This window comes from Streptomyces sp. B8-7, from assembly GCF_058833805.1.
The window spans coordinates 560,553-580,375 of record NZ_JBYRRL010000003.1 but is presented as its reverse complement, the minus strand read 5'-3'; the positions used below and the strand labels follow the sequence as shown (position 1 = coordinate 580,375).

14 protein-coding genes are annotated in these 19,823 nt (G+C 73.1%); 4 read left to right on the top strand and 10 right to left on the bottom strand.

What is annotated here, in order from left to right; all coding sequences use genetic code 11:
* Positions 1 to 114: 114 nt before the first annotated feature.
* The 7 genes from AC5K6T_RS17690 to AC5K6T_RS17660 form a co-directional block, all read right to left on the bottom strand.
* Positions 115 to 1,497, bottom strand: a complete 1,383-nt coding sequence (locus AC5K6T_RS17690; protein ID WP_493210141.1) for an NAD(P)/FAD-dependent oxidoreductase — start codon at positions 1,495 to 1,497, stop codon at positions 115 to 117.
* Between the two features lie 234 nt (positions 1,498 to 1,731).
* The gene (locus AC5K6T_RS17685) at positions 1,732 to 3,630 is read right to left on the bottom strand and encodes an AMP-dependent synthetase/ligase (RefSeq protein ID WP_493210139.1); all 1,899 of its coding nucleotides are present in this window, start codon (positions 3,628 to 3,630) and stop codon (positions 1,732 to 1,734) included.
* A gap of 208 nt (positions 3,631 to 3,838) precedes the next feature.
* Complete coding sequence (gene glgB / locus AC5K6T_RS17680; RefSeq protein ID WP_493210138.1) at positions 3,839 to 6,076, bottom strand: 1,4-alpha-glucan branching enzyme; 2,238 nt, start codon at positions 6,074 to 6,076, stop codon at positions 3,839 to 3,841.
* Between the two features lie 5 nt (positions 6,077 to 6,081).
* The gene (locus tag AC5K6T_RS17675; RefSeq protein ID WP_493210137.1) at positions 6,082 to 7,464 is read right to left on the bottom strand and encodes a maltokinase N-terminal cap-like domain-containing protein; all 1,383 of its coding nucleotides are present in this window, start codon (positions 7,462 to 7,464) and stop codon (positions 6,082 to 6,084) included.
* 27 nt (positions 7,465 to 7,491) lie between these two features.
* Entirely contained in the window at positions 7,492 to 9,210 is a 1,719-nt protein-coding gene (gene treS / locus AC5K6T_RS17670) for a maltose alpha-D-glucosyltransferase (RefSeq protein ID WP_493210135.1), read from the bottom strand.
* The gene (locus AC5K6T_RS17665; RefSeq protein ID WP_493210133.1) at positions 9,207 to 11,192 is read right to left on the bottom strand and encodes an alpha-1,4-glucan--maltose-1-phosphate maltosyltransferase; all 1,986 of its coding nucleotides are present in this window, start codon (positions 11,190 to 11,192) and stop codon (positions 9,207 to 9,209) included. Before AC5K6T_RS17665 ends, treS begins: the two co-directional genes overlap by 4 nt.
* Positions 11,193 to 11,573: 381 nt before the next feature.
* Positions 11,574 to 11,876 carry a DUF5133 domain-containing protein gene (locus AC5K6T_RS17660; RefSeq protein WP_493210132.1) on the bottom strand — a complete coding sequence of 101 codons (303 nt, stop codon included), beginning with the start codon at positions 11,874 to 11,876 and terminating at the stop codon, positions 11,574 to 11,576.
* Positions 11,877 to 12,137: 261 nt separating this feature from the next.
* Here AC5K6T_RS17660 and AC5K6T_RS17655 point away from each other — a divergent pair, with 261 nt between their 5' ends.
* Together AC5K6T_RS17655 and glgX are read left to right on the top strand one after the other, a co-directional pair.
* The gene (locus tag AC5K6T_RS17655) at positions 12,138 to 12,650 is read left to right on the top strand and encodes a pep a2 (RefSeq protein WP_493210130.1); all 513 of its coding nucleotides are present in this window, start codon (positions 12,138 to 12,140) and stop codon (positions 12,648 to 12,650) included.
* The gene (glgX, locus tag AC5K6T_RS17650; protein ID WP_493210128.1) at positions 12,647 to 14,794 is read left to right on the top strand and encodes a glycogen debranching protein GlgX; all 2,148 of its coding nucleotides are present in this window, start codon (positions 12,647 to 12,649) and stop codon (positions 14,792 to 14,794) included. Before AC5K6T_RS17655 ends, glgX begins: the two co-directional genes overlap by 4 nt.
* A 104-nt stretch (positions 14,795 to 14,898) precedes the next feature.
* Here glgX and AC5K6T_RS17645 read toward each other — a convergent pair whose 3' ends face one another.
* Positions 14,899 to 15,705 (bottom strand): VOC family protein, encoded by an 807-nt coding sequence (locus tag AC5K6T_RS17645; protein WP_493210127.1) that lies wholly within the window; start codon positions 15,703 to 15,705, stop codon positions 14,899 to 14,901.
* Positions 15,706 to 15,831: 126 nt separating this feature from the next.
* Between AC5K6T_RS17645 and AC5K6T_RS17640 the strand changes: the two genes are divergently transcribed.
* Positions 15,832 to 16,164: an ANTAR domain-containing protein gene (locus tag AC5K6T_RS17640; protein ID WP_493210125.1), complete on the top strand. Its 333-nt coding sequence runs from the start codon at positions 15,832 to 15,834 to the stop codon at positions 16,162 to 16,164.
* Positions 16,165 to 16,219: 55 nt separating this feature from the next.
* Here AC5K6T_RS17640 and AC5K6T_RS17635 read toward each other — a convergent pair whose 3' ends face one another.
* Positions 16,220 to 17,011 carry an RNA polymerase sigma factor SigF gene (locus AC5K6T_RS17635; protein ID WP_493210123.1) on the bottom strand — a complete coding sequence of 264 codons (792 nt, stop codon included), beginning with the start codon at positions 17,009 to 17,011 and terminating at the stop codon, positions 16,220 to 16,222.
* Between the two features lie 476 nt (positions 17,012 to 17,487).
* On the opposite strand from AC5K6T_RS17635, the gene AC5K6T_RS17630 reads away from it, so the two are divergent.
* Positions 17,488 to 18,006, top strand: a complete 519-nt coding sequence (locus tag AC5K6T_RS17630; protein ID WP_493210121.1) for a hypothetical protein — start codon at positions 17,488 to 17,490, stop codon at positions 18,004 to 18,006.
* Positions 18,007 to 18,338: 332 nt separating this feature from the next.
* Here AC5K6T_RS17630 and AC5K6T_RS17625 read toward each other — a convergent pair whose 3' ends face one another.
* Positions 18,339 to 19,616, bottom strand: coding sequence for an ATP-binding protein (locus tag AC5K6T_RS17625; protein WP_493210119.1), 1,278 nt, complete (start codon positions 19,614 to 19,616; stop codon positions 18,339 to 18,341).
* Between the last annotated feature and the right edge of the window lie 207 nt (positions 19,617 to 19,823).

The following is a 19,823-nucleotide window of genomic DNA, read 5'->3' as shown; positions in this document are numbered from 1 at the left end:
TGTTTCACACCTCCTACGCGCGGGGCTTCCTTCCACGGCTCCTCCGCCTCCGCCGGGCCTGCCGCCCGCCGCCGGCCGCCCGCCGCCCGCCGGCCGTCGACCGGGTCCGCCGGGTCAGCCCGGTCCCCCCGGTCCACCAGGCCCTTCGGCCCGCGCGCGCACCTCCTCCGGCGAGAGGTAGGAGTCCGTGTACTCGAAGTCCTTCAGCGTGGCCGGTTTGCGGGCCTGGAAGCCGGTGCGCACGAAATCGTCCCCCGCGACCGCGTTGAGCAGCCAGTTCGTCAGCACCCGGGTCTTGGCGACGTTCGTGCGCAGCGCACTCCAGTGGTAGCCGCGGGCCACCGCCTGGGCCGGCAGCCCGCGCAGCTCGATCCCGAGCGGCTTGGACACCGCGTCCCGGCCGCCGAGGTCCACCACCAGCCCCAGGTCCTTGTGGACGTACGGCTGCAGCTGCTCTCCGCGCAGCGTCGCGATGAGGTTCTCCGCCACCTGCCGGCCCTGCCGCATGGCGTGCTGCGCGGTCGGCGGGCAGACCGCGCCCTCCTCTCCCTCGGCCAGGTCCGGCACCGCGGCCGCGTCCCCGAGCGCGAACACCCCGTCCTGTCCCGGCAGGGTCATCTCGGCGTTCACCGCGAGCCTGCCGCGCACCGTCTCCGCGCCCAGGGTCGCGATCAGCGGGCTCGCCACCACCCCCGCCGTCCAGATCAGCGTGCGGGTCGGCACGACGCGGCCGTCGGTGAAGGTGACCTCCTGAGCGCCCGCCTTGCCGATGGACACCCCCAGCGACACCTCGATGCCGCGCCGCTGCAGGATCTCCATCGCGCTGCGGCCGAGCTTCTCGCCCAGCTCCGGCATCAGCTTCGGCGCGATGTCGATCAGATGCCACCTGATCAGGGCCGGGTCGAGGCGCGGGTAGCGCTTGATCGCGCTGTGCGTCAGCCGCTGCAGGCACGCCGCCGTCTCGGTGCCCGCGTAGCCGCCGCCGACCACCACGAACTGCAGCCGGGAGGCCCGCTCGGCCGGATCCTGGCTGGCGTCGGCCAGGTCCAGCTGCGAGATCACGTGGTCGCGGATGTACGCGGCCTCGGCGAGCGTCTTCATGCCGAACGCGTGCTCGGTCAGGCCGGGGATGTCGAAGGTGCGGGTGACGCTGCCGGGCGCCAGCACGATGTAGTCGTACCGCTCGTCGAGAACCTCGCCGGTGATCGTGCGGATCACGCACACCTTGGCCTTCAGGTCCACGCCGATCGCCCCGCCCGGGATGATCCGCGTGCGGTACCTGCGGCTGCGCCGCAGCGACAGCGCGATCGACTGCGGCGTCAGCACACCGGAGGCGACCTGGGGGAGCAGCGGGAGGTAGAGCTGGTAGGCGAACGGCGTCACCAGGGTGATCTCGGCTTCGCCGGGGGCGAGCCGGCGCTCCAGCCGGCGTACGCACCCCACGCCGGCGAAGCCTGCGCCCACCACCAGAATCCTGGGTCGTGTCACGGTGTCCATCCCTTTCCGCGGTGCCGGGCGGTCTGCGCGCGGGCGCCGGACCGACCGCCTGGGCCGCTGCGTCGCACCTCACCGATCCCACCGTGTCCCGGGCGGTCCCGCCAGCCGAGTGCGGCAGGCTGACGAACCGCGCGGCCCGCGCGGCCCGCGGGGTGCCGCCCCGCGGCACCCCGGCCCCACCGGACCGGTGCCGTACGACTTTCCCCGAACGGACCGGTCATGCGCGCGGACCCGTCAGCGGAACACGTCGTCCGCGTCGTCCCAGCCGAGCGGGTCCTCCGCGGCGGGCGGCCGCACCGGGCGGGAGCCGTCCTGGTACATGGCGTCGATCTCCAGCGCGTAGCGCTGCACGATCGCGTCCCGGCGGGGCTTCATCGACGGGGTCAGCAGCCCGCCCGCCACGTCGAACGCCTCCGGCAGCACCCGGAACACCCGGATGGACTCCGCCCGCGACACCACGCTGTTGGCCGCGGCCACCGCCCGCGCGACCTCCTCCCGCAGCGCGTTCTCCTCCCGGGCCTCCCGGCTCAGCAGCCCGCTCTGCCAGCGCTGCACGGAGCGCCAGTGGGCCAGGAAGTCAGGGTCCAGAGTGATCAGCGCGCCCACACACGGGCGGTTGTCGCCGACCACGACGGCCTGGTGCACCAGCGGGTGCAGCCGCAGCCGCTGCTCCAGCGGCGCCGGAGCCACACTGCTTCCGCCGCTGGTGATGATGACGTCCTTCTTGCGGCCGGTGATCGTCAGATAGCCGTCGGCGTCCAGCCGTCCCAGGTCGCCGGTCGCCAGCCAGCCGCCGTGCAGCACGGCCCGGGTGGCGGCCTCGTCGTTGACGTAGCCCTGGAACACGGACGGGCCCCGCACCAGGATCTCCCCGTCCGGCGCGACCCTGATCTCCGTGCCCGGCAGCGGCTTGCCGACCGTGCCCGACTTCTCCCGGCCCAGCGGCTGGTTGGTGATGCCGCCGCTGGTCTCGGTGAGGCCGTAGCCGTCATGGACGTAGATGCCGATCCCCTCGTAGAACAGGGAGAGTTCGCGGCTGAGCGGGCAGCCGCCCGAGGTGGCCCGGCGCACCTGTCCGCCCAGCGCCTCACGCAGCCTCCGGTACACCGTCCGCTCGTACACGGCGTGCTGGAACCGCAGGTTGGGCCCCGGCCCCGCGCCGCGGCCCAGCCGGTGCCGTTCGGTCGCCGCGGCGAAGGCCCGCGCCGTCCGCGCCGCGCGCTCGAACAGCGCGCCGTGGCCCGCCTGCTGGGCGGTCCGGAGGAACGTCTTGTACAGCTTCTCGAACAGGGACGGCACCCCGTAGAAGTAGGTGGGCCGGAAGGAGCGCAGCGCCGCCGACAACGATGCCTCGCTCAGGTCCGGCTCGTGCCCCATCAGCACACCGCCGCGCAGGCACGTCTCCTGGATCATCAGCCCGTACGCGTGCGACAGCGGCAGGAACGCCAGCACCCTGGCCTGCTCCCCCGGGGGCGCCGCGGTGTGGCCCCAGCCCGCCAGGATGGTGTCGCACGGGTTCGCCAGCCCCCGGTGGCTCAGCGCGCACCCCGTGGGCCGGCCGCTGGTGCCCGAGGTGTAGGCGACCACGGCGGTGGCGTCCGGCAGCACGATGCGGCGCAGCGAGTCGACCGTCGCGGCGGGGATGTACACCCCCCGCTGCACCAACTGGTCGATGCCTCCGGCGTCCAGCTGCCAGACGTGCCGCAGACCCGGCAGAGTCGCGCACACCGAGCCGACCGTCATCACCGCGTGCTCGTCCTCGACCACCACCGCGACGCAGCCCGCGTCCCGCAGGATCCACTCCACCTGCTCCCGCGACGACGACGGATGGACCGGCACGACCTCGGCACCCACGGCCCACAGCGCGTGTGCGAACACCGTCCACTCGTAGCGGGTGCGGGCCATCACGGCCACCCGGCTCCCGGGCGGGATGCCGCACGCCACCAGCCCCTTGGCCAGGTCGACGACCTGGTCCCGGACCTCGGCCGCGGTCACCTGCCGCCAGCCGCCGGACGGCGTGCGGCGGGCCAGCAGCGGCAGGCCCGGACTGCGGGCAGCCGTCTCGAAGACGCTGTCGGCGAGCCCGCCGGTCGGCGGCGGGACGACGGGCGGAGCGAGAGCGAGGTCGCGCATGCGCTGCTCCTGGTCGAAACGGAATGTGACGTCGCCGACGAGCACTGTTATCGACGGTGGTCGAATGTAGCCCAGGAGTGGGAACACCGTGCCGGGAACCGGGTAACTTTTCGGCTCCGATGACCCGTCCCCGTCCCGTCGCCCCGCCCTCCCGCCCGCTGCCGGTGCCTGGTGCGGCCCGCGACCGCCCCAGGCACCTGACGGTTCGTCACTTGTGGTGCGGGCGGAGCCAGACGGTGGCCAGCGGGGGGAGGGTCAGCCGGATGCCGGCCGGGCGGCCGTGTGCGGGGCGGGGCCCGGGTGTGACGGGGCCGGGTGCCGTGGTGACGCCGGAGCCGCCGTAGCGGGCGGCGTCGGTGTTGAGGACCTCCTGCCAGGCGGGGACGCCGGCGGGGACGCCGAGGGGGTAGTCGTGGCGGACGACGGGGGAGAAGTTGCTGACCGACAGCAGCGGGGTGCCGGCGGCGTCCAGCCGCAGGAACGCGAAGACGTTGTCGTCGGCGGCGTCGGCGGTGATCCACTGGAAGCCGGCCGGGTCGGTGTCGCGCTGCCACAGCGCGGGCACCGAGCGGTAGACGGTGTTGAGGTCGCGGACGAGGTCGCGCACGCCGCGGTGGTCGGGTTCGGCGCCGTAGGCGGGGTCGAGCAGCCACCAGTCCGGGCCGTCCGGCTCCGACCACTCCGCGCCCTGGGCGAACTCCTGTCCCATGAAGAGGAGTTGTTTGCCGGGGTGGGCCCACATGAAGGCGAGGTAGGCGCGGTGGTCGGCGCGCTGCTGCCACCAGTCGCCGGGCATCTTGGAGACCAGCGCCCGTTTGCCGTGCACGACCTCGTCGTGGGAGACCGGCAGCACGTAGTTCTCGCTGTAGGCGTAGATCATCGAGAAGGTCATCTCGTGGTGGTGGTACTTGCGGTGCACCGGCTCGTGCTGCATGTACTGCAGCGAGTCGTGCATCCAGCCCATGTTCCACTTCAGCCCGAACCCCAGACCGCCGCCGTCGGTCGGCCGGGTCACCCCGCCCCACGCGGTGGACTCCTCGGCGATCGTCACGACCCCCGGCACCCGCCGGTACACGGTCGCGTTCATCTCCTGCAGGAACGCCTTGGCGTCCAGGTCCTCGTTGCCGCCGAACACGTTGGGCGCCCACTGCCCGGAGTCCCGCGAGTAGTCCAGGTAGAGCATCGAGGCGACCGCGTCCACCCGCAGGCCGTCGACGTGGAACTCCTCGCACCAGTAGACGGCGTTCGCCACCAGGAAGTTGCGCACCTCGGTGCGGCCGTAGTCGAACTCCAGCGTGCCCCAGTCCGGGTGCTCGGCCCGCCGCGTGTCGCCCGGCTCGTACAGCGGCTCCCCGTCGAACCGGGCCAGCGCCCAGTCGTCCTTCGGGAAGTGCGCCGGCACCCAGTCCAGGATCACGCCGACACCCGCCCGGTGCAGCGCGTCGATCAGGAACTTGAGGTCGTCGGGCGAACCCAGCCTGGCCGTGGGGGCGTAGAAGCCGGTGATCTGGTAGCCCCAGGAGCCGGCGAACGGGTGGTGCGCGACCGGCATGAACTCCACATGCGTGAACCCGAGGTCCTTCACATAGCCGGGCAGCTCCTCCGCCAGCTGACGATAGGTCAGCCCCGGGCGCCAGGACGGCAGATGCACCTCGTACACCGAGAACGGCGCCTCGTGCACCGGCACCGCGCCCCGGCGGGCCAGCCACTCGGCGTCGCCCCACTCGTGGCGCGAGACGTGCACGACCGACGCCGTGTCGGGCGCGGCCTCCGCGCGGCGTGCCATCGGATCGGCCTTCAGGAAGCGCTCACCGTGCCGGGAGGTGATCTCGAACTTGTAGCGGGCACCCTCGCCGATGCCCGGCAGGAACAGCTCCCACACACCGGACGAGCCCAGCGAACGCATCGGGAAGGCCGTGCCGTCCCAGCAGCTGAAGTCCCCGGTCACCCGGACACCCCGGGCGTTGGGCGCCCACACCGAGAACCGCGTCCCGGCCACGCCCTGATGGGTCATCGGCTCCGCGCCGAGCGCCTTCCACAGCTGCTCGTGGCGGCCCTCCCGGATGAGGTGCAGATCCAGGTCGCCGAGCGCGGGCAGGAACCGGTAGGGGTCCTCCACCTCCTGTCCGGGACCGTCGTCGTACGCCACCGACAGGGTGTAGGAGCAGACCTCCGTCTGCGGCAGCACACCCGTGAACAGGCCGTCTCCCTCGGAGCGCAGCGGATACCGCCCGCCGTCCGCCAGCACGTGCACCGCGCGGGCGAACGGACGCAGCACCCGCACCGCGACACCGCCGGGCACCGGGTGCGCGCCGAGGAGGGCGTGCGGATCGTGGTGGGCGCCCGCGAGCAGGCGGGCCCGCTCCGCGCCGTCGAGCGGCGGCGCGGCCCGGTCCACGGCCGGTGGACCGGACGGTTCGGGAAGGGAGGTGTCACGCAGGGCCACGGCTCTCAGTCTCCTCTCACGGCCAGACGCTCGATCGCCGCCATCGGGACGGCGAGCCAGTCCGGACGATGCCGGGCCTCGTACACGACTTCGTACACGGCACGGTCGGTCTCGTAGGCACGCAGCAGCGCGTGCTTCTTGCGCGGGTCCCAGCCCGCCCGCTCCGCGTACCCGGCGCAGTACGCCTCCCGGCAGCGGCGCGCCCACTGCGGCCGCCACGGGCGGCGCTGGCGGGCGGCGTAGTCGAACGAGCGCAGCATCCCGGCGATGTCCCGCACAGGGGACTGCGGGGTGCACCGCTCGGCGAGCGGCCGGTTCGGCTCGCCCTCGAAGTCGATCACGAACCACTCCCGCCCCGCCCACAGCACCTGCCCGAGGTGCAGGTCGCCGTGGATGCGCTGGGCGGCGGGCCCCGGGTCGCAGGTGACGAGCGTGCCGAACGCCCCGCGCAGCCCCGGCACGTACGGCCGCAGTGCGGGCACGCCGTGCGCGGCCGCGTCCAGCCGCTCGGCCATCGCCGCCGCCGTCCGCCCGTTCTCGGCGGGCGGGCCGCCGGGGAAGGCCGCCGCCAGCGCCAGATGCACCTCGGCGGTGGCCCGGCCCAGGGCGTGCGCCTCGGCGGTGAAGTCGTCGCCGGTGGACAGGGCGTGCAGGGCGAGGGTCCAGCCGTCGGACGCGCCGGGCAGAAACGGCTGGAGCACCCCCAGGGTCGCCTCGTACGGCTGTGTGGTGCGGAACCACGCCATCGGCGCGGGCACCCGCGCGCAGCCCTGCGCCGCGAGCGCGCCCGTCACCTCCAGGTCGGGGTTGACGCCCGGCTGGATCCGCCGGAACACCTTGAGGATGTACGCGTCCCCGTACACCAGTGAGGTGTTGGACTGCTCGGCGTCCATCAGCCGAGGCGGCAGCCCCGACGGCACGGCCGCGTCCGGCGCCCCCTCGAAGCGCAGCGGCCCCAGCCCGCCGGGGCGGCGCAGCCGCTCCAGCAGCAGCTGGGCCGAGCGCGGGTCGCGCAGCGCGTCGTACACCGCCATCCCCGCCAGCGGGCCCTCCTGCGCCCTGCCGATCAGGGCCCGGCCGAGCCGGGGGGAGAGGTGCTCCTGGACACCGAGGACGAGCTGGTAGCAGTCACCCGGAGGGGTGGCGGCACCCGGGGCGGGTACCCCGCCGTGGCCGGACGGGCCGGAGGCGTGGTCCGCGTGCACCAGCAGATGGAGGCAGCCCGGGAACAGCTCGGTCAGTGACAGCAGGCGCAGTTCGGTGACCGGCCGGTCCTTGCCCGCGAACCAGCGCTGCCGCGGGAGCCACTCGCGCAGCAGGCCGTCCAGCGAGGCCATGGGCCGGACCGGTCCGGTGCTGTCCCGGTGCAGGGATGCGGTCTTCGGCATGACGTCGCGTCCTTTCTCGCAGCACGCTCACAGTCGTCGGCCGATGCGGGAAGCCACCCGGGTGAGCCGGAACCAGTAGAAGCCGTGGCCCGCCAGGGTGAGCAGGTACGGCAGTTCGCCGATGGCGGGGAAGCGCACCCCGCCGAACAGCTCCACCGGGTGTCGCCCGGCGAACCTGCGCAGGTCCAGCTCGGTCGGCTGGGCGAAGCGGGAGAAGTTGCCCACACACAGCACCAGGTCGTCCTCGTACTCGCGCAGGAAGGCCAGTACGGCCGGGTTCGAGGACTGCAGTTCGGTGTAGCTGCCGAGGCCGAAGGCGGGGTTCTGCTTGCGGATCTCGATCATGCGGCGGGTCCAGTGCAGCAGCGAGGAGGGCGACGACATGGACGCCTCGACGTTGGTGACCTGGTAGCCGTAGACCGGGTCCATGATGGCCGGAAGGCAGAGGCGGCCGGGGTCGGCGGTGGAGAAGCCGGCGTTGCGGTCGGGTGTCCACTGCATGGGGGTGCGTACGGCGTCGCGGTCGCCGAGCCAGATGTTGTCGCCCATGCCGATCTCGTCGCCGTAGTAGAGGATCGGTGAGCCGGGCAGGGACAGCAGCAGGGCGGTGAACAGCTCGATCTGGTTGCGGTCGTTGTCCAGCAGGGGTGCGAGGCGGCGGCGGATGCCGATGTTGGCCCGCATGCGCGGGTCCTTGGCGTACTCGGCGTACATGTAGTCGCGCTCCTCGTCGGTGACCATCTCCAGGGTCAGCTCGTCGTGGTTGCGCAGGAAGATGCCCCACTGGCAGCCCGAGGGGATGGCGGGCGTCTTGGCGAGGATCTCGGAGACCGGGTGGCGGGACTCGCGGCGCACCGCCATGAAGATGCGCGGCATGACCGGGAAGTGGAAGGCCATGTGGCACTCGTCGCCGCCGCCGCGGAACTCGCCGAAGTAGTCGACGACGTCCTCCGGCCACTGGTTGGCCTCCGCCAGCAGCACCGTGTCCGGGTACATCGCGTCGATCTCGCGGCGGACCCGTTTGAGGAAGGCGTGCGTGGCGGGCAGGTTCTCGCAGTTGGTGTCCTCCTCGGCGTAGAGGTAGGGCACCGCGTCCAGGCGGAAGCCGTCGATGCCGAGGTCCAGCCAGAACCGAAGGGCGGCGAGGACCTCCTCCTGCACCACCGGGTTCTCGTAGTTGAGGTCGGGCTGGTGGGAGAAGAACCGGTGGAAGAAGTACTGCTTGCGTACCGGGTCGAAGGTCCAGTTGGAGGCCTCGGTGTCGACGAAGATGATCCGGGCGTCGTCGTACTGCTTGTCGTCGTCGGCCCACATGTAGTAGTCGCCGTAGGGGCCGTCGGGGTCCTTGCGGGACTCCTGGAACCACGGGTGCTGGTCGCTGGTGTGGTTCATGACGAAGTCGATGATGACGCGCATGCCGCGCTGGTGGGCGGCGTCGACGAACTCGACGAAGTCGGCGAGGTCGCCGAACTCGGGCAGTACGGCGGTGTAGTCGGAGACGTCGTAGCCGCCGTCGCGGAGCGGGGACCGGAAGAACGGCGGCAGCCAGAGGCAGTCGACGCCCAGCCACTGCAGGTAGTCGAGTCTGGCGGTCAGGCCCTTCAGGTCGCCGACACCGTCGCCGTTGCTGTCCTGGAAGGAGCGCACCAGGACTTCGTAGAAGACCGCCCGCTTGAACCACTGCGGGTCCCGGTCCTTGGCGGGGGTGTCCTCGAAGGTGTCGGGGACAGGCGAGTTCACGGTCATGACGCGCTCGGCCCTCCAGGTGTCGACGGCTGGACGTGGAGCACATGGGCCGGGGACCGGCCGGGCTCCAGGCGCACGTAGTTCGAGCTGCCCCAGTGGTGGGTCTCACCGGTCAGCTCGTCGCGCACGGACATGGATGCTTCCCGGTCCAGACCAAGGTGCGGCATGTCCAACGAGACCGTGGCCTCCTGGGTGTGGTGCGGGTCGAGGTTCGCCACCACGATCACCGTATTGGAGTCGTGGCGCTTGCTGTACGCGAGGACGGCGTCGTTGTCCGTGCGGTGGAAGTGCAGGTTGCGCAGGCGTCGCAGGGCGGGGTGCTTGCGGCGCAGGGCGTTGAGGCGGGTGATCAGCGGGGTGATGGTGCGGCCCTCGCGTTCGGCGGTGTCCCAGTCGCGGGGGCGCAGTTGGTACTTCTCGGAGTCGAGGTACTCCTCGCTGCCCTCGCGCAGGGGGGTGTTCTCGCACAGTTCGTAGCCGGAGTAGACGCCCCAGGCGGGGGAGAGGGTCGCGGCGAGCACGGCGCGGACCTCGAAGGCGGGGCGGCCGCCGTGCTGGAGGTAGGCGTGCAGGATGTCGGGGGTGTTCACGAACAGGTTCGGGCGCATGTAGGAGGCGGCCTCGCCGGTCAGCTCGGTGAGGTACTCGGTGAGTTCCTGTCTGGTGTTGCGCCAGGTGAAGTAGGTGTAGGACTGCTGGAAGCCGGCCTGGGCGAGGGCGTGCATCATGGCGGGGCGGGTGAAGGCCTCGGCCAGGAAGATCACGTCGGGGTCGGTGCGGCCGATGTCGGCGAGGAGCCGTTCCCAGAAGACGAGCGGTTTGGTGTGGGGGTTGTCGACGCGGAAGATCCGCACGCCCAGGCGCATCCAGTGGCGCAGGACGCGCAGGGTCTCGGCGAGCAGTCCGTCGAAGTCGGTGTCGAAGGCCAGGGGGTAGATGTCCTGGTACTTCTTGGGGGGGTTCTCGGCGTGGGCGATGGAGCCGTCGGGGCGGTGGTGGAACCACTCGGGGTGTTTGCCGACCCAGGGGTGGTCGGGGGAGCACTGCAGGGCGAGGTCGAGGGCCGTCTCCAGGCCGAGTTCCGCGGCGCGGGCGACGAAGCGGGCGAAGTCGTCCTCGGTGCCCAGTGCGGGGTGGACGGCGTCGTGGCCGCCTTCGGGGGAGCCGATCGCCCAGGGCACGCCGACGTCGTCGGGGGCGGGGGTGAGGGTGTTGTTGCGGCCCTTGCGGTGGGTGGTGCCGATGGGGTGGACGGGGGGGAGGTAGACGACGTCGAAGCCCATGGCGGCGATGGCGGGCAGGCGGCGTTCGGCGGTGCGGAAGGTGCCGTGGGGCTGTTCGGGGGTGCCTTCGGAGCGGGGGAAGAACTCGTACCAGGAGCCGTACAGGGCGCGTTCGCGTTCCACCAGCAGCGGCATCGCCGGTGAGGCGGTGACCAGGTCCCGCAGCGGATGCGCCGCCAGCACCCGGTCCACCTCCGGCGTCAGCGCCGCCGCCAGCCGCGACGCCACCGGCAGCCGGTCGTCGCGCAGCGTCCTCGCCGCGCGCAGAAGGGCCGTACGCCCGGGCCCGCGCGGCACGCCCCCGGCGGCGCGCTCGTGGAGGTCGGCGCCCTCCTCCAGGACCAGTCCGGTGTCGATCCCCGCCGGGATCTTGATCCCCGCGTGGTGCCGCCAGGTGGCGACCGGGTCGCCCCATGCCTCCACGTGGTAGGTCCAGTGGCCGGGCCGGTCCGCGCTGACCGTGGCGCCGAAGCGGTCGGCGCCGGGCGCCAGTTCACGCATCCGGGTGAACGGGCCCGGCCGGCCCTTCGGGTCGGTCAGCACCACGTTCGCCGCCACGGCGTCATGGCCCTCCCGGAACACCGTGGCCGAGACCTCGAACGTCTCGCCCGGCACGGCCTTCGCCGGCCGCCGGCCGCCCGCCACCGCCGGGTGGACGTCGCGTACCGGGATGCGGCCGACGGTCTCGGGCGCGTTCATGGTCTGTCTCCTCCGCGGTGGTCGCCGCCGGCCGCGGCCGGCGGCGGAGCTGCGCGGGAAGGACGCCCTTCCCGCTGTGGGGTGTCGGTCGTGTCGCGGGCGGGACGCCCGGAACCCGGGCGCCCCGCGAGGGTCGGCTGCCGGCCCCGGACGTCCCGCCGCGCCCGACCGGTCCGGGCCGGTCCCGTGCCCCGGCCCCGCCGGCCGGAGCCGGGAACGGGGCGCGGGGAACCGCGCGGCCGGGCCCGCCGGAGCCGGGCGGGGCCGGCCGCGGGGCGGGGTACGTCCCGGGGAGCCCCTGAGCCGGCGCCGGGCCGACGCCGACCGCGGCCGGGCGCCGTGCCGGGTGCACCCGCCGGTGCACCCGGCACCGCCACGGCGCTAGCGCCCCGCGGCGGTCGGGCCCGCGGCCGTCACCGGCGTGGCCCGTCGCAGCCGCCGCGCCGGCCGGGGCCGCCCGCTCTGCTCGCCCTGGAACGCGAGCGGACCGTGCCGCAGATAGCGTTCGGCGGCGTCCGCGGCCTCCCGTGCGCACCGCTTGCCCATCAGCACGCACAGTGTGTAACCCGAGTCCTCGAAAGTGGCGCGCACCGTGCGGTCGGCCGGGGCGGCGAGCATCAGACGCTCCCAGGCCCGGTACCGCCGCAGCTGCCGGGCGACTTCGGCTTCGGCGGGTAGCAGCATGGCGGGGTTCACCTTCCGGGGCCGCGAACCACGCCGTCCCGACCGTCGGGGGCGATCGAGGCCTTCACTCATGGTGCATGGAGCACGACCCAGCGTCTTGTTGGATCTTCAACGACCTCGGAGGTGCTCGTGTTGCACGAATGGACTAGCGCCCCCACTGTGGTGGTGACTCAGAAGCGATCGGTGCTCACGCTTCGTGCTCGGGGCCGGCCTGTGCGGGCCGGCGAGGGCGAGAGCCTGGCCGGTGAGGAGCAAACCACCATGAAGACCGCAGTGCCCTGCTACTACCACCTCGACGTGGACGTCAGCCCGGAACGGATCCCGCAGGTCGGCCGCATCCTCGCGGCCCATCTGCGCCACTGGGACCTTCAGACACTCGTACAGCCCGTCCGCGGCGGTGCCGAACTGCTGCTCGCGGCGATCGACGAGCACGCCACCGACAAGCGCATCTCCGTGGAGATGTGGTGGACCGGCCAGCATCTGATCACCGCCATCGGGGAACGCGACTGCGACCTGCGGCCGGACCAGGACCTGCGCGCCTGCCTGGTGCACCTGGCCCGGACCAGTGACGGCTGGGGCTGCTGCGCCACCGACACCGGCAGCACGGTGATCTGGTTCTCGCAGCGGGCGCGGGCCGGCGAAGGTGTCCCGCTGGTGCCGACCGCGCCCGCGCCGAGCCTGCGCGAGGTGCTCCAGGTGCCCCGGGCCGTGCTCGCCGCCGGGCCGGCCCACCGCGAACGGCAGGCCGCCGGCGTGCTGGAGGGGGCTCGGTGACCCGCAGGCCGAACCGGCCCGAAGGGGTGCCCGTGTGGAGCGGGCACCCCTACCCGTTGGGTGCCTCCCACGACGGCGGCGGCACCAACTTCGCCCTCTTCAGCGAGGTCGCCGAACGCGTGGACCTGGTCCTCGTCGACGACGACGGCCGTCACCGCAGTGTGCCCCTCACCGAGACCGACGGGTTCGTCTGGCACGGCTACCTGCCCGGCGTCGGCCCCGGCCGGCGCTACGGATACCGGGTGCACGGCCCCTGGCACCCGGCCGCCGGCCAGCGCTGCAACCCGGCCAAGCTGCTGCTCGACCCCTACGCCAGGGCCGTCGACGGGCAGACCGACAACCACCCCTCGCTGTACGAGCGGGCCGCGTCGGGGCCCGACCCGGCCGACAGCGCCGGGCACACCATGCTCGGCGTGGTCACCGACCCCCGGTTCCACTGGGGCGAGGACCGCCCGCCCGGGCGCCCCTACGCCGACACGGTGATCTACGAGGCGCACGTCAAGGGCCTGACCCGCACCCATCCCGAGGTGCCGCCCGGACTGCGCGGCACCTACGCCGGCCTCGCCCACCCCGCGGTCGTCGAGCACCTCGTCTCGCTCGGCGTGACGGCCGTCGAGCTGATGCCCGTCCACCAGTTCGTGCAGGACGGGGTGCTGCGCGACCGGGGGCTCGCCAACTACTGGGGCTACAACACGATCGGCTACTTCGCCCCGCACAACGCCTACGCGGCCCGCGGCACCCGCGGCGAGCAGGTCGCCGAGTTCAAGACGATGGTGAAGGCGCTGCACGCGGCAGGCCTGGAAGTGATCCTCGACGTCGTCTACAACCACACCGCGGAGGGCAACGAGAAGGGGCCCACCCTCTCCTTCCGCGGCATCGACAACGCCTCCTACTACCGGCTGGTGGACGGCGACTGGGGCCACTACTACGACACCACCGGCACCGGCAACAGCCTGCTGATGCGCCACCCCCACGTCCTCCAGCTGATCATGGACTCGCTGCGGTACTGGGTCACCGAGATGCACGTCGACGGCTTCCGCTTCGACCTCGCCGCGACCCTGGCCCGCCAGTTCCACGAGGTGGACCGGCTGTCGGCGTTCTTCGACCTGATCCAGCAGGATCCGGTCATCAGCCGGGTCAAGCTGATCGCCGAGCCGTGGGACGTCGGCGAGGGCGGCTACCAGGTCGGGAACTTCCCCCCGCTGTGGTCGGAGTGGAACGGCCGCTACCGCGACACCGTGCGCGACTTCTGGCGCACCGGCCGCAACACCCTCGGCGAGTTCGCCTCCCGGCTGACCGGCTCGTCCGACCTGTACCAGCACAGCCGCCGCCGGCCGCGCGCCAGCGTCAACTTCGTCACCGCGCACGACGGCTTCACCCTGCGCGACCTCGTGTCGTACAACGACAAGCACAACGAGGCGAACGGCGAGGGCAACCACGACGGCGAGTCCGCCAACCGCTCCTGGAACTGCGGCGCCGAGGGCGACACCGACGACCCGTCGGTGCTGGAGCTGCGCGGGCGGATGCAGCGCAACCTGCTCGCCACGCTGCTGCTGTCGCAGGGCATCCCGATGCTCTGCCACGGCGACGAACTCGGCCGCACCCAGCGCGGCAACAACAACGCCTACTGCCAGGACAACGAACTGTCCTGGGTGGACTGGCGGCTGACGGACGAGCAGCGCGAACTCCTCGACTACACCCGGCGGCTGATCCGGCTGCGGCTCGACCACCCGGTGCTGCGCCGCCGCCGGTTCTTCCGCGGCGAGACCGTCACGCACGCCGGGCAGCCGCTGCCCGACCTGGTGTGGCTGGCGCCGGACGCCCGGGAGATGACGGAGCGGGACTGGCAGCGCTCCGACGCCCACTCCGTCGCCGTGTTCCTCAACGGCGACGCGATCGCCGAGCCCGACCCGCGGGGCGGGCCCGTGGTCGACGACTCGTTCCTGCTGCTGCTCAACAGTTTCTGGGAGCCGGTCGACTTCACGCTGCCCGACGCCGCCCACGGCGGACGCTGGTCGGCGCTGATCGACACCGCCGACCCGGAGGGCCTCCCCGATGAGCGGGAGCACAAGGCGGGCACGGTGGTGCGGGTCGGCGCCCGGAGCCTGGTGGTGCTGTCCCGGCCCTCACGCGGAGCCGGCTGAGCCCGGACCGCGTCCTGCGCCCGGGGCCTTGGGCAGCCGGTACCGGAGGCTCCCGGGCCCGTGGGGCGGGGCCGGCGCGGGCGGCATCCGGGGGCGGGGGCGGCTCAGTGCTCCCGGTGCGAGGTCACCGTGAACTGGGCGCCGTCGGGGTCGCGCAGCACGGCGTCCCCGTTGCTCCCGTCGTTCTTGCTCAGGACGCTGCCGCCGTTGAGCTCGGCGGCCCGGATGCAGGCCTCGACGTCGGCCACGGCGAAGTGGACCTGCCAGTGCGGCCGGACGGTGGGATCGGGAGCCGCCTCCAGCGCCCCCGACTCGATCCGGGCCACGACGTCCCCCTTGCTGCGCAGCACCACCTCCTCCCCCTCGTAGTGCACCTCGCAGCAGCCGGGCCGGGCCGACGCCCACTCCAGGACCTCCCCGTAGAAGATCGCCGCGTCGAAGGCGTCCCGGGTGTGCAGCCGGATGAACGCGGGCGCCGCACGCCGCCAGGTCTCCCAGTCGGTGAAGAGCTCGCCCTCCCAGATGCCGAACGTGGCCCCGTCGCGGTCGGCGAGCAGCGCCGCCCGGCCGGGCGGCAGGGAGAGCGGGCCGACGGCCGCGGTGCCGCCGCGCTCCTGCGCGCGGGCCGCGGCCTCGTTGGCGTTCGTCACCGCGAAGTACGGGGTCCACGCGACGGCCATCTGCCACATCGTGGCGACGCCCGCGATCCCCGCGACGGGCGTGCCGCCGACGATCGCGATCCGGAACCGGTCGCCGAGCCGGGCCGACCGCCACCGCCAGCCCAGCACGGCGGAGTAGAAGGCCTCGGCGACCGGCAGGTCCCGGCTGGTCAGGCTCACCCAGCAGGGCGCGCCGAACACGGACTCGGTGGTGACGACCTCCGGCGCGGAGGGAGTCGGCTGGTGGTTCATGAGCACTCGTCCTGGTGTCGTGGGCCGACGGCCCGCGGTCTCCTCCCCAGTGTCCGGCGTGATCCGGCCCGGGCGCCTGCCGAGCATCCACTGGCACGGGGGGCCGGACGGGCGCACGATGTACGCGTGACGCAGGCATCGGGTGGACCGGCCGACGAGACGGACCGCATCAGCGAGCTGCAGCAGGAGGTCCGGCAGCTCAAGGAGGCGGTGACCTCGCACGCCGTCGTGGACCAGGCCATCGGGATGATGGTCGCGCTCGGCCGGATCGCCCCTGACCAGGGCTGGACCGTGCTCCGGGAGGTCTCGCAGCACACGAACATCAAGCTGCGCCAGGTCGCCGAGCTGGTCCTGCTGTGGGGGCGCACGGGGCGGATCCCGTCGGAGATCCAGGCGGAGCTGGAGGCCGCTCTGGACCGGCACGGCCCGACCCAGATCCCGGGTAGCCCGTCGGAGTGACGGGACCGGTGCCCGGGTTGACGCGGCGGGTGCCCGGCCGGTGTGCGGCGGATGCTCAGCCGGCCTCCACGAGGAGTTCCTCGCGCAGCTGGGCGAAGCAGCCGCTGAGCAGCCGGGAGACGTGCATCTGCGAGATGCCGAGCTGGTCGGCGATGGAGCTCTGGGTCATGCCCCGGAAGAACCGCAGGTAGAGGATGACCCGCTCACGCTCGGGAAGGGCCTCCAGGCAGGGCCGGACCGCCACCCGGTCCACGACCTTGTCCAGGCCTGGGTCCGGGCCGCCGAGCGCGTCGCCGAGGGCGTAGCCGTCGGTGCCGGGCAGCTCGGCGTCCAGGGACAGCGCGGAGAAGCACTCCAGGGCCTCCAGCCCGGTCCTGACCTCGTCCTCGGTGAGACCGGCCTGCTCGGCGAGCTCCGCCACGGTCGGGGCCCGGCCGGGGAGCGTCTGGGAGAGCTCCTTGCCGGCCCGGCGGACCCGGTTGCGCAGCTCCTGCACGCGGCGCGGCACGTGCAGCGTCCACATGTGGTCGCGGAAGTGCCGCTTCAGCTCGCCGGTGATGGTCGGCACGGCGTACGCCTCGAAGGCGTGGCCGCGCCGGGTGTCGTAGTGGTCGACGGCCTTGACCAGTCCGAGGGCGGCCACCTGGTAGAGATCCTCCAGGGCCTCGCCGCGGCCGCGGAAGCGGACGGCGATGCGCTCGGACATGGGCAGCCAGGCCCTGACCAGTTCGTCGCGGAGCGCCGCGCGCTCCGGGCTCTCGGGCAGCCGCCGCAGCCGGTCGAAGGCCTCGGCGGTGTCGGGGGCGTCGTCATGCGAGTGCTGCTTCGTCTTGGCGGTGATACGCACGATGCGCACCTCCCCGGGCGGGTGGTGCCGAAAAGGAGCCACCGCGGGAGGCGCGGACCGGGCCCCGACGGAGGCACCCGTGGGCCGTCGCCGGCATCCCGCGGATGTGCCTCCGGTCCGAAGCACACCCGTCGCTTTCCCGCCACAGACCGGCTGAAACGTTTCCTGGTGATTCCCCGAGGCTTCCTGCGCACGTGCCGGCACGTCCCTGGGACACCCTGAGGCACCCTGGGACACCCCGAGGCACCCGGAGTCCGCGCATGCCGGGCCCCGGCCGGTGACCGACCGGCCCCGCCGGACGACGTGACGTACGGCACCCCGCACCGCCTGCCGCGGACCGCGCCGGCGCGTTCTTCCTGGGCAGCGCTTGATCGCCGGTCAGAGTGCGGAAGTCCCTGGCCACGGGGCATTCTGCTCATTTGACAGTGCGATCGGCGCACGGATAGGAAGCATCTTCGGGAGTCGAGGGGTGCATTGTGTGCGAGCCGAACGTGGTCGGGGACTGGCAGGAGTACGACGAGCATGCCGGTCTGCGCCTCACCGTCCACCGCCTGGAGCGGGCGGAGCCGCCGCGGGGCCGTGACGACGCGGCGGAGGGGCTGACCTACTTCAGCGTCCGCGTGACGGTCGAGAACCGCGGCACCGGCCGCTTCTGCGTGCACCTGGAGGACGGTCAGATCGACGTCCGCATCGGCGCCGACGGCGAGAGCGCCTTCCTCGACTGGCGCAACTCCCAGTTCGTCGAGGGCTACGAGGTCTATCCGCTGCGCCGGGCGACCGCCGTCCTGTTCGTCGCCGGCGACGAGGCGGCCCTCGGCCGGGTGGACGTCCAGATCCAGCTCCGCGTCGACGACGACTGGACCGACCGCCGCCTGTGGACCGGCGGCCTCGGCCTGGACGAGAACCTCCTCACCGCGCCCTGCGGCACCGACTGCGGCGTGGCCCACCAGGTCAGCGACTTCCTCCGGGACCAGGCCGAAGAGGGCACCGCCTGACCGCGTGCGCGCCTGCCGCGGGTCGCGGCGTCAGCCGGCGGCGGAAGCCGGCCCGGCGGGGGCGGGTGACGTGGGGAAGTCCCGGACCGTCCGGGTGAACGCGCCGGGGTTCTCCCCGGCCGCGAGGTGGCGGGAACGCTCCCCCAGGATCCTCGACACGGCCCCGGGGACGGCCGCGGCCACCGCCCGCGCCGCGGCGGCCGGGACGACGCTCTCCCCGCCTCCGAGGGCCGGCGTCGGAAACGATCACGTCGAGCCCTGCCGGTACGGGCGGTCCGCCACGCCGCCCCGGCCGGAGGGCGGCCTCGGGCCGGTCCGCCTCCTGGGCGCGCTCAGAGCCGGCTGTAGGTGTCGATGTCCTCCGCGAACTCCTCGACCGCCTGGGCCGTGAGGGTGGGGCGGGTGTCGGCGATGGCGGCGAGATAGTCCTCGGTCGTCGCCGGCCGGCCCTCGCGCCGGGTGACCTCCCGCTCGAAGGCGGCCTGGGCGCCCTTGCGGGCGGCGAACTCGATGTCGGCCGGCGTGAACAGCTCACTCGCCCGCACCAGCCGTGCGGTGTCCACCGAAGCGGCGGACGTCCGGAGGTAGCGGGTCCAGATCGCTGCGCGGGCGGACGCGTCGGGCGGGCCGATGGGGATGACGTAGTCGAAGCGGCCGGGCCGCAGGAACGCCGCGTCGAGGGAGCGGACCGAGTTGGTGGCGCAGGCCAGCAGCCGGGCGTCGTGCTCCCGGAAGACGGGGATGAGCTTGAGGAGTTCGTTGGTCACTCCGTGTCCGGGGTCGACCGCCTTGCCGGAGCGGGCCCCGGCGATCTCCTCCACCTCGTCGATGAAGAGCAGCACCGAGTCCAGCTCCGCCAGGTCCGCGAAGGCCTCCCGCAGCGCCGCCGACAGGCCCTCGCTGGTGTCGGCCGCGAGGCGGGAGGGGAACAGCTCCACGAAGGGCCAGCCCAGCCGGGAGGCGACGGCCTTGGCGAAGCTCGTCTTCCCGGTGCCCGGCGGGCCGAACAGGATGACCGCCTTGGGCGGGGCGACACCGTAGCGGTCGGCGAGGGCCGGTTCGGTCAGCGGGAGCACCACCCGCCGCTCCACGACCTCCTTCTCCCGCTCCATCCCGGCCATGGTGCTCCACAGGCCCTCGGGCAGCATGCGCCCTCCCAGGGCCGCGAGCACCTCCGCGTCGGCGGTCCCGTGGGGTTCGAGCTTCTCGTAGTAGGTCAGGTCGTCGCGGAAGCCGTAGCCGGAGTTCTCCAGGGCCTTGGTCCCGGCCGCGCCGGAGGGCAGCAGCGCGCTGATGTGGCGCACCCCCCGTGCCCGCAGGCGGCGCTCCAGCTCTCCGAGGAGAGCGCTGCCGATGCCTCTCTCCCGCCACCGCGCGGCGAGCGCCACCAGGAGGATCCACCCCCGTTTCCCGCCGGCCTGTGCCACGGCCATACCGACCAGTTCGTCGCCGACCACGGCGACGACGGCCGGCTGCCCGGCCTTCGCCGCCGTCACGACCTCGGAGACCGGGAAGACGCGGTCCTCGTCGGCGCGGCGGCTCTGGTCCCAGATCTGGATGGCCTGGTCGAGATCGTCGTCGTGGTAGTCACGCAGCTGCCAAGCGGGCATCCTCACCACCTCACACGGCGCGGACCTCCCATTGTCCCGTCGATCCCGCGAACCCGCCGCACGGGACTCCCGCGGAGCCCGGCGGCTCCCCGGCTCCGCCGGGACCGGTACGACCCGGGCGCTCACCTGCCCAGCGCGCGGACGGCGGCACGGGCGGGTCCGTCCTCCGCCGGGACGCCCGGCGAGCTCCTCTCCGCCGGGGACCGT

What these genes read in the sequence shown, in the direction of transcription:
- AC5K6T_RS17690 (WP_493210141.1), bottom strand. Translation starts at nt 1,497, where the DNA reads ATGGACACCGTGACACGACCCAGGATTCTGGTGGTGGGCGCAGGCTTC.
- AC5K6T_RS17685 (WP_493210139.1), bottom strand. Translation starts at nt 3,630, where the DNA reads ATGCGCGACCTCGCTCTCGCTCCGCCCGTCGTCCCGCCGCCGACCGGC.
- AC5K6T_RS17675 (WP_493210137.1), bottom strand. Translation starts at nt 7,464, where the DNA reads ATGCCGAAGACCGCATCCCTGCACCGGGACAGCACCGGACCGGTCCGG.
- treS (WP_493210135.1), bottom strand. Translation starts at nt 9,210, where the DNA reads ATGACCGTGAACTCGCCTGTCCCCGACACCTTCGAGGACACCCCCGCC.
- AC5K6T_RS17665 (WP_493210133.1), bottom strand. Translation starts at nt 11,192, where the DNA reads ATGAACGCGCCCGAGACCGTCGGCCGCATCCCGGTACGCGACGTCCAC.
- AC5K6T_RS17660 (WP_493210132.1), bottom strand. Translation starts at nt 11,876, where the DNA reads ATGCTGCTACCCGCCGAAGCCGAAGTCGCCCGGCAGCTGCGGCGGTAC.
- AC5K6T_RS17655 (WP_493210130.1), top strand. Translation starts at nt 12,138, where the DNA reads ATGAAGACCGCAGTGCCCTGCTACTACCACCTCGACGTGGACGTCAGC.
- AC5K6T_RS17645 (WP_493210127.1), bottom strand. Translation starts at nt 15,705, where the DNA reads ATGAACCACCAGCCGACTCCCTCCGCGCCGGAGGTCGTCACCACCGAG.
- AC5K6T_RS17625 (WP_493210119.1), bottom strand. Translation starts at nt 19,616, where the DNA reads ATGCCCGCTTGGCAGCTGCGTGACTACCACGACGACGATCTCGACCAG.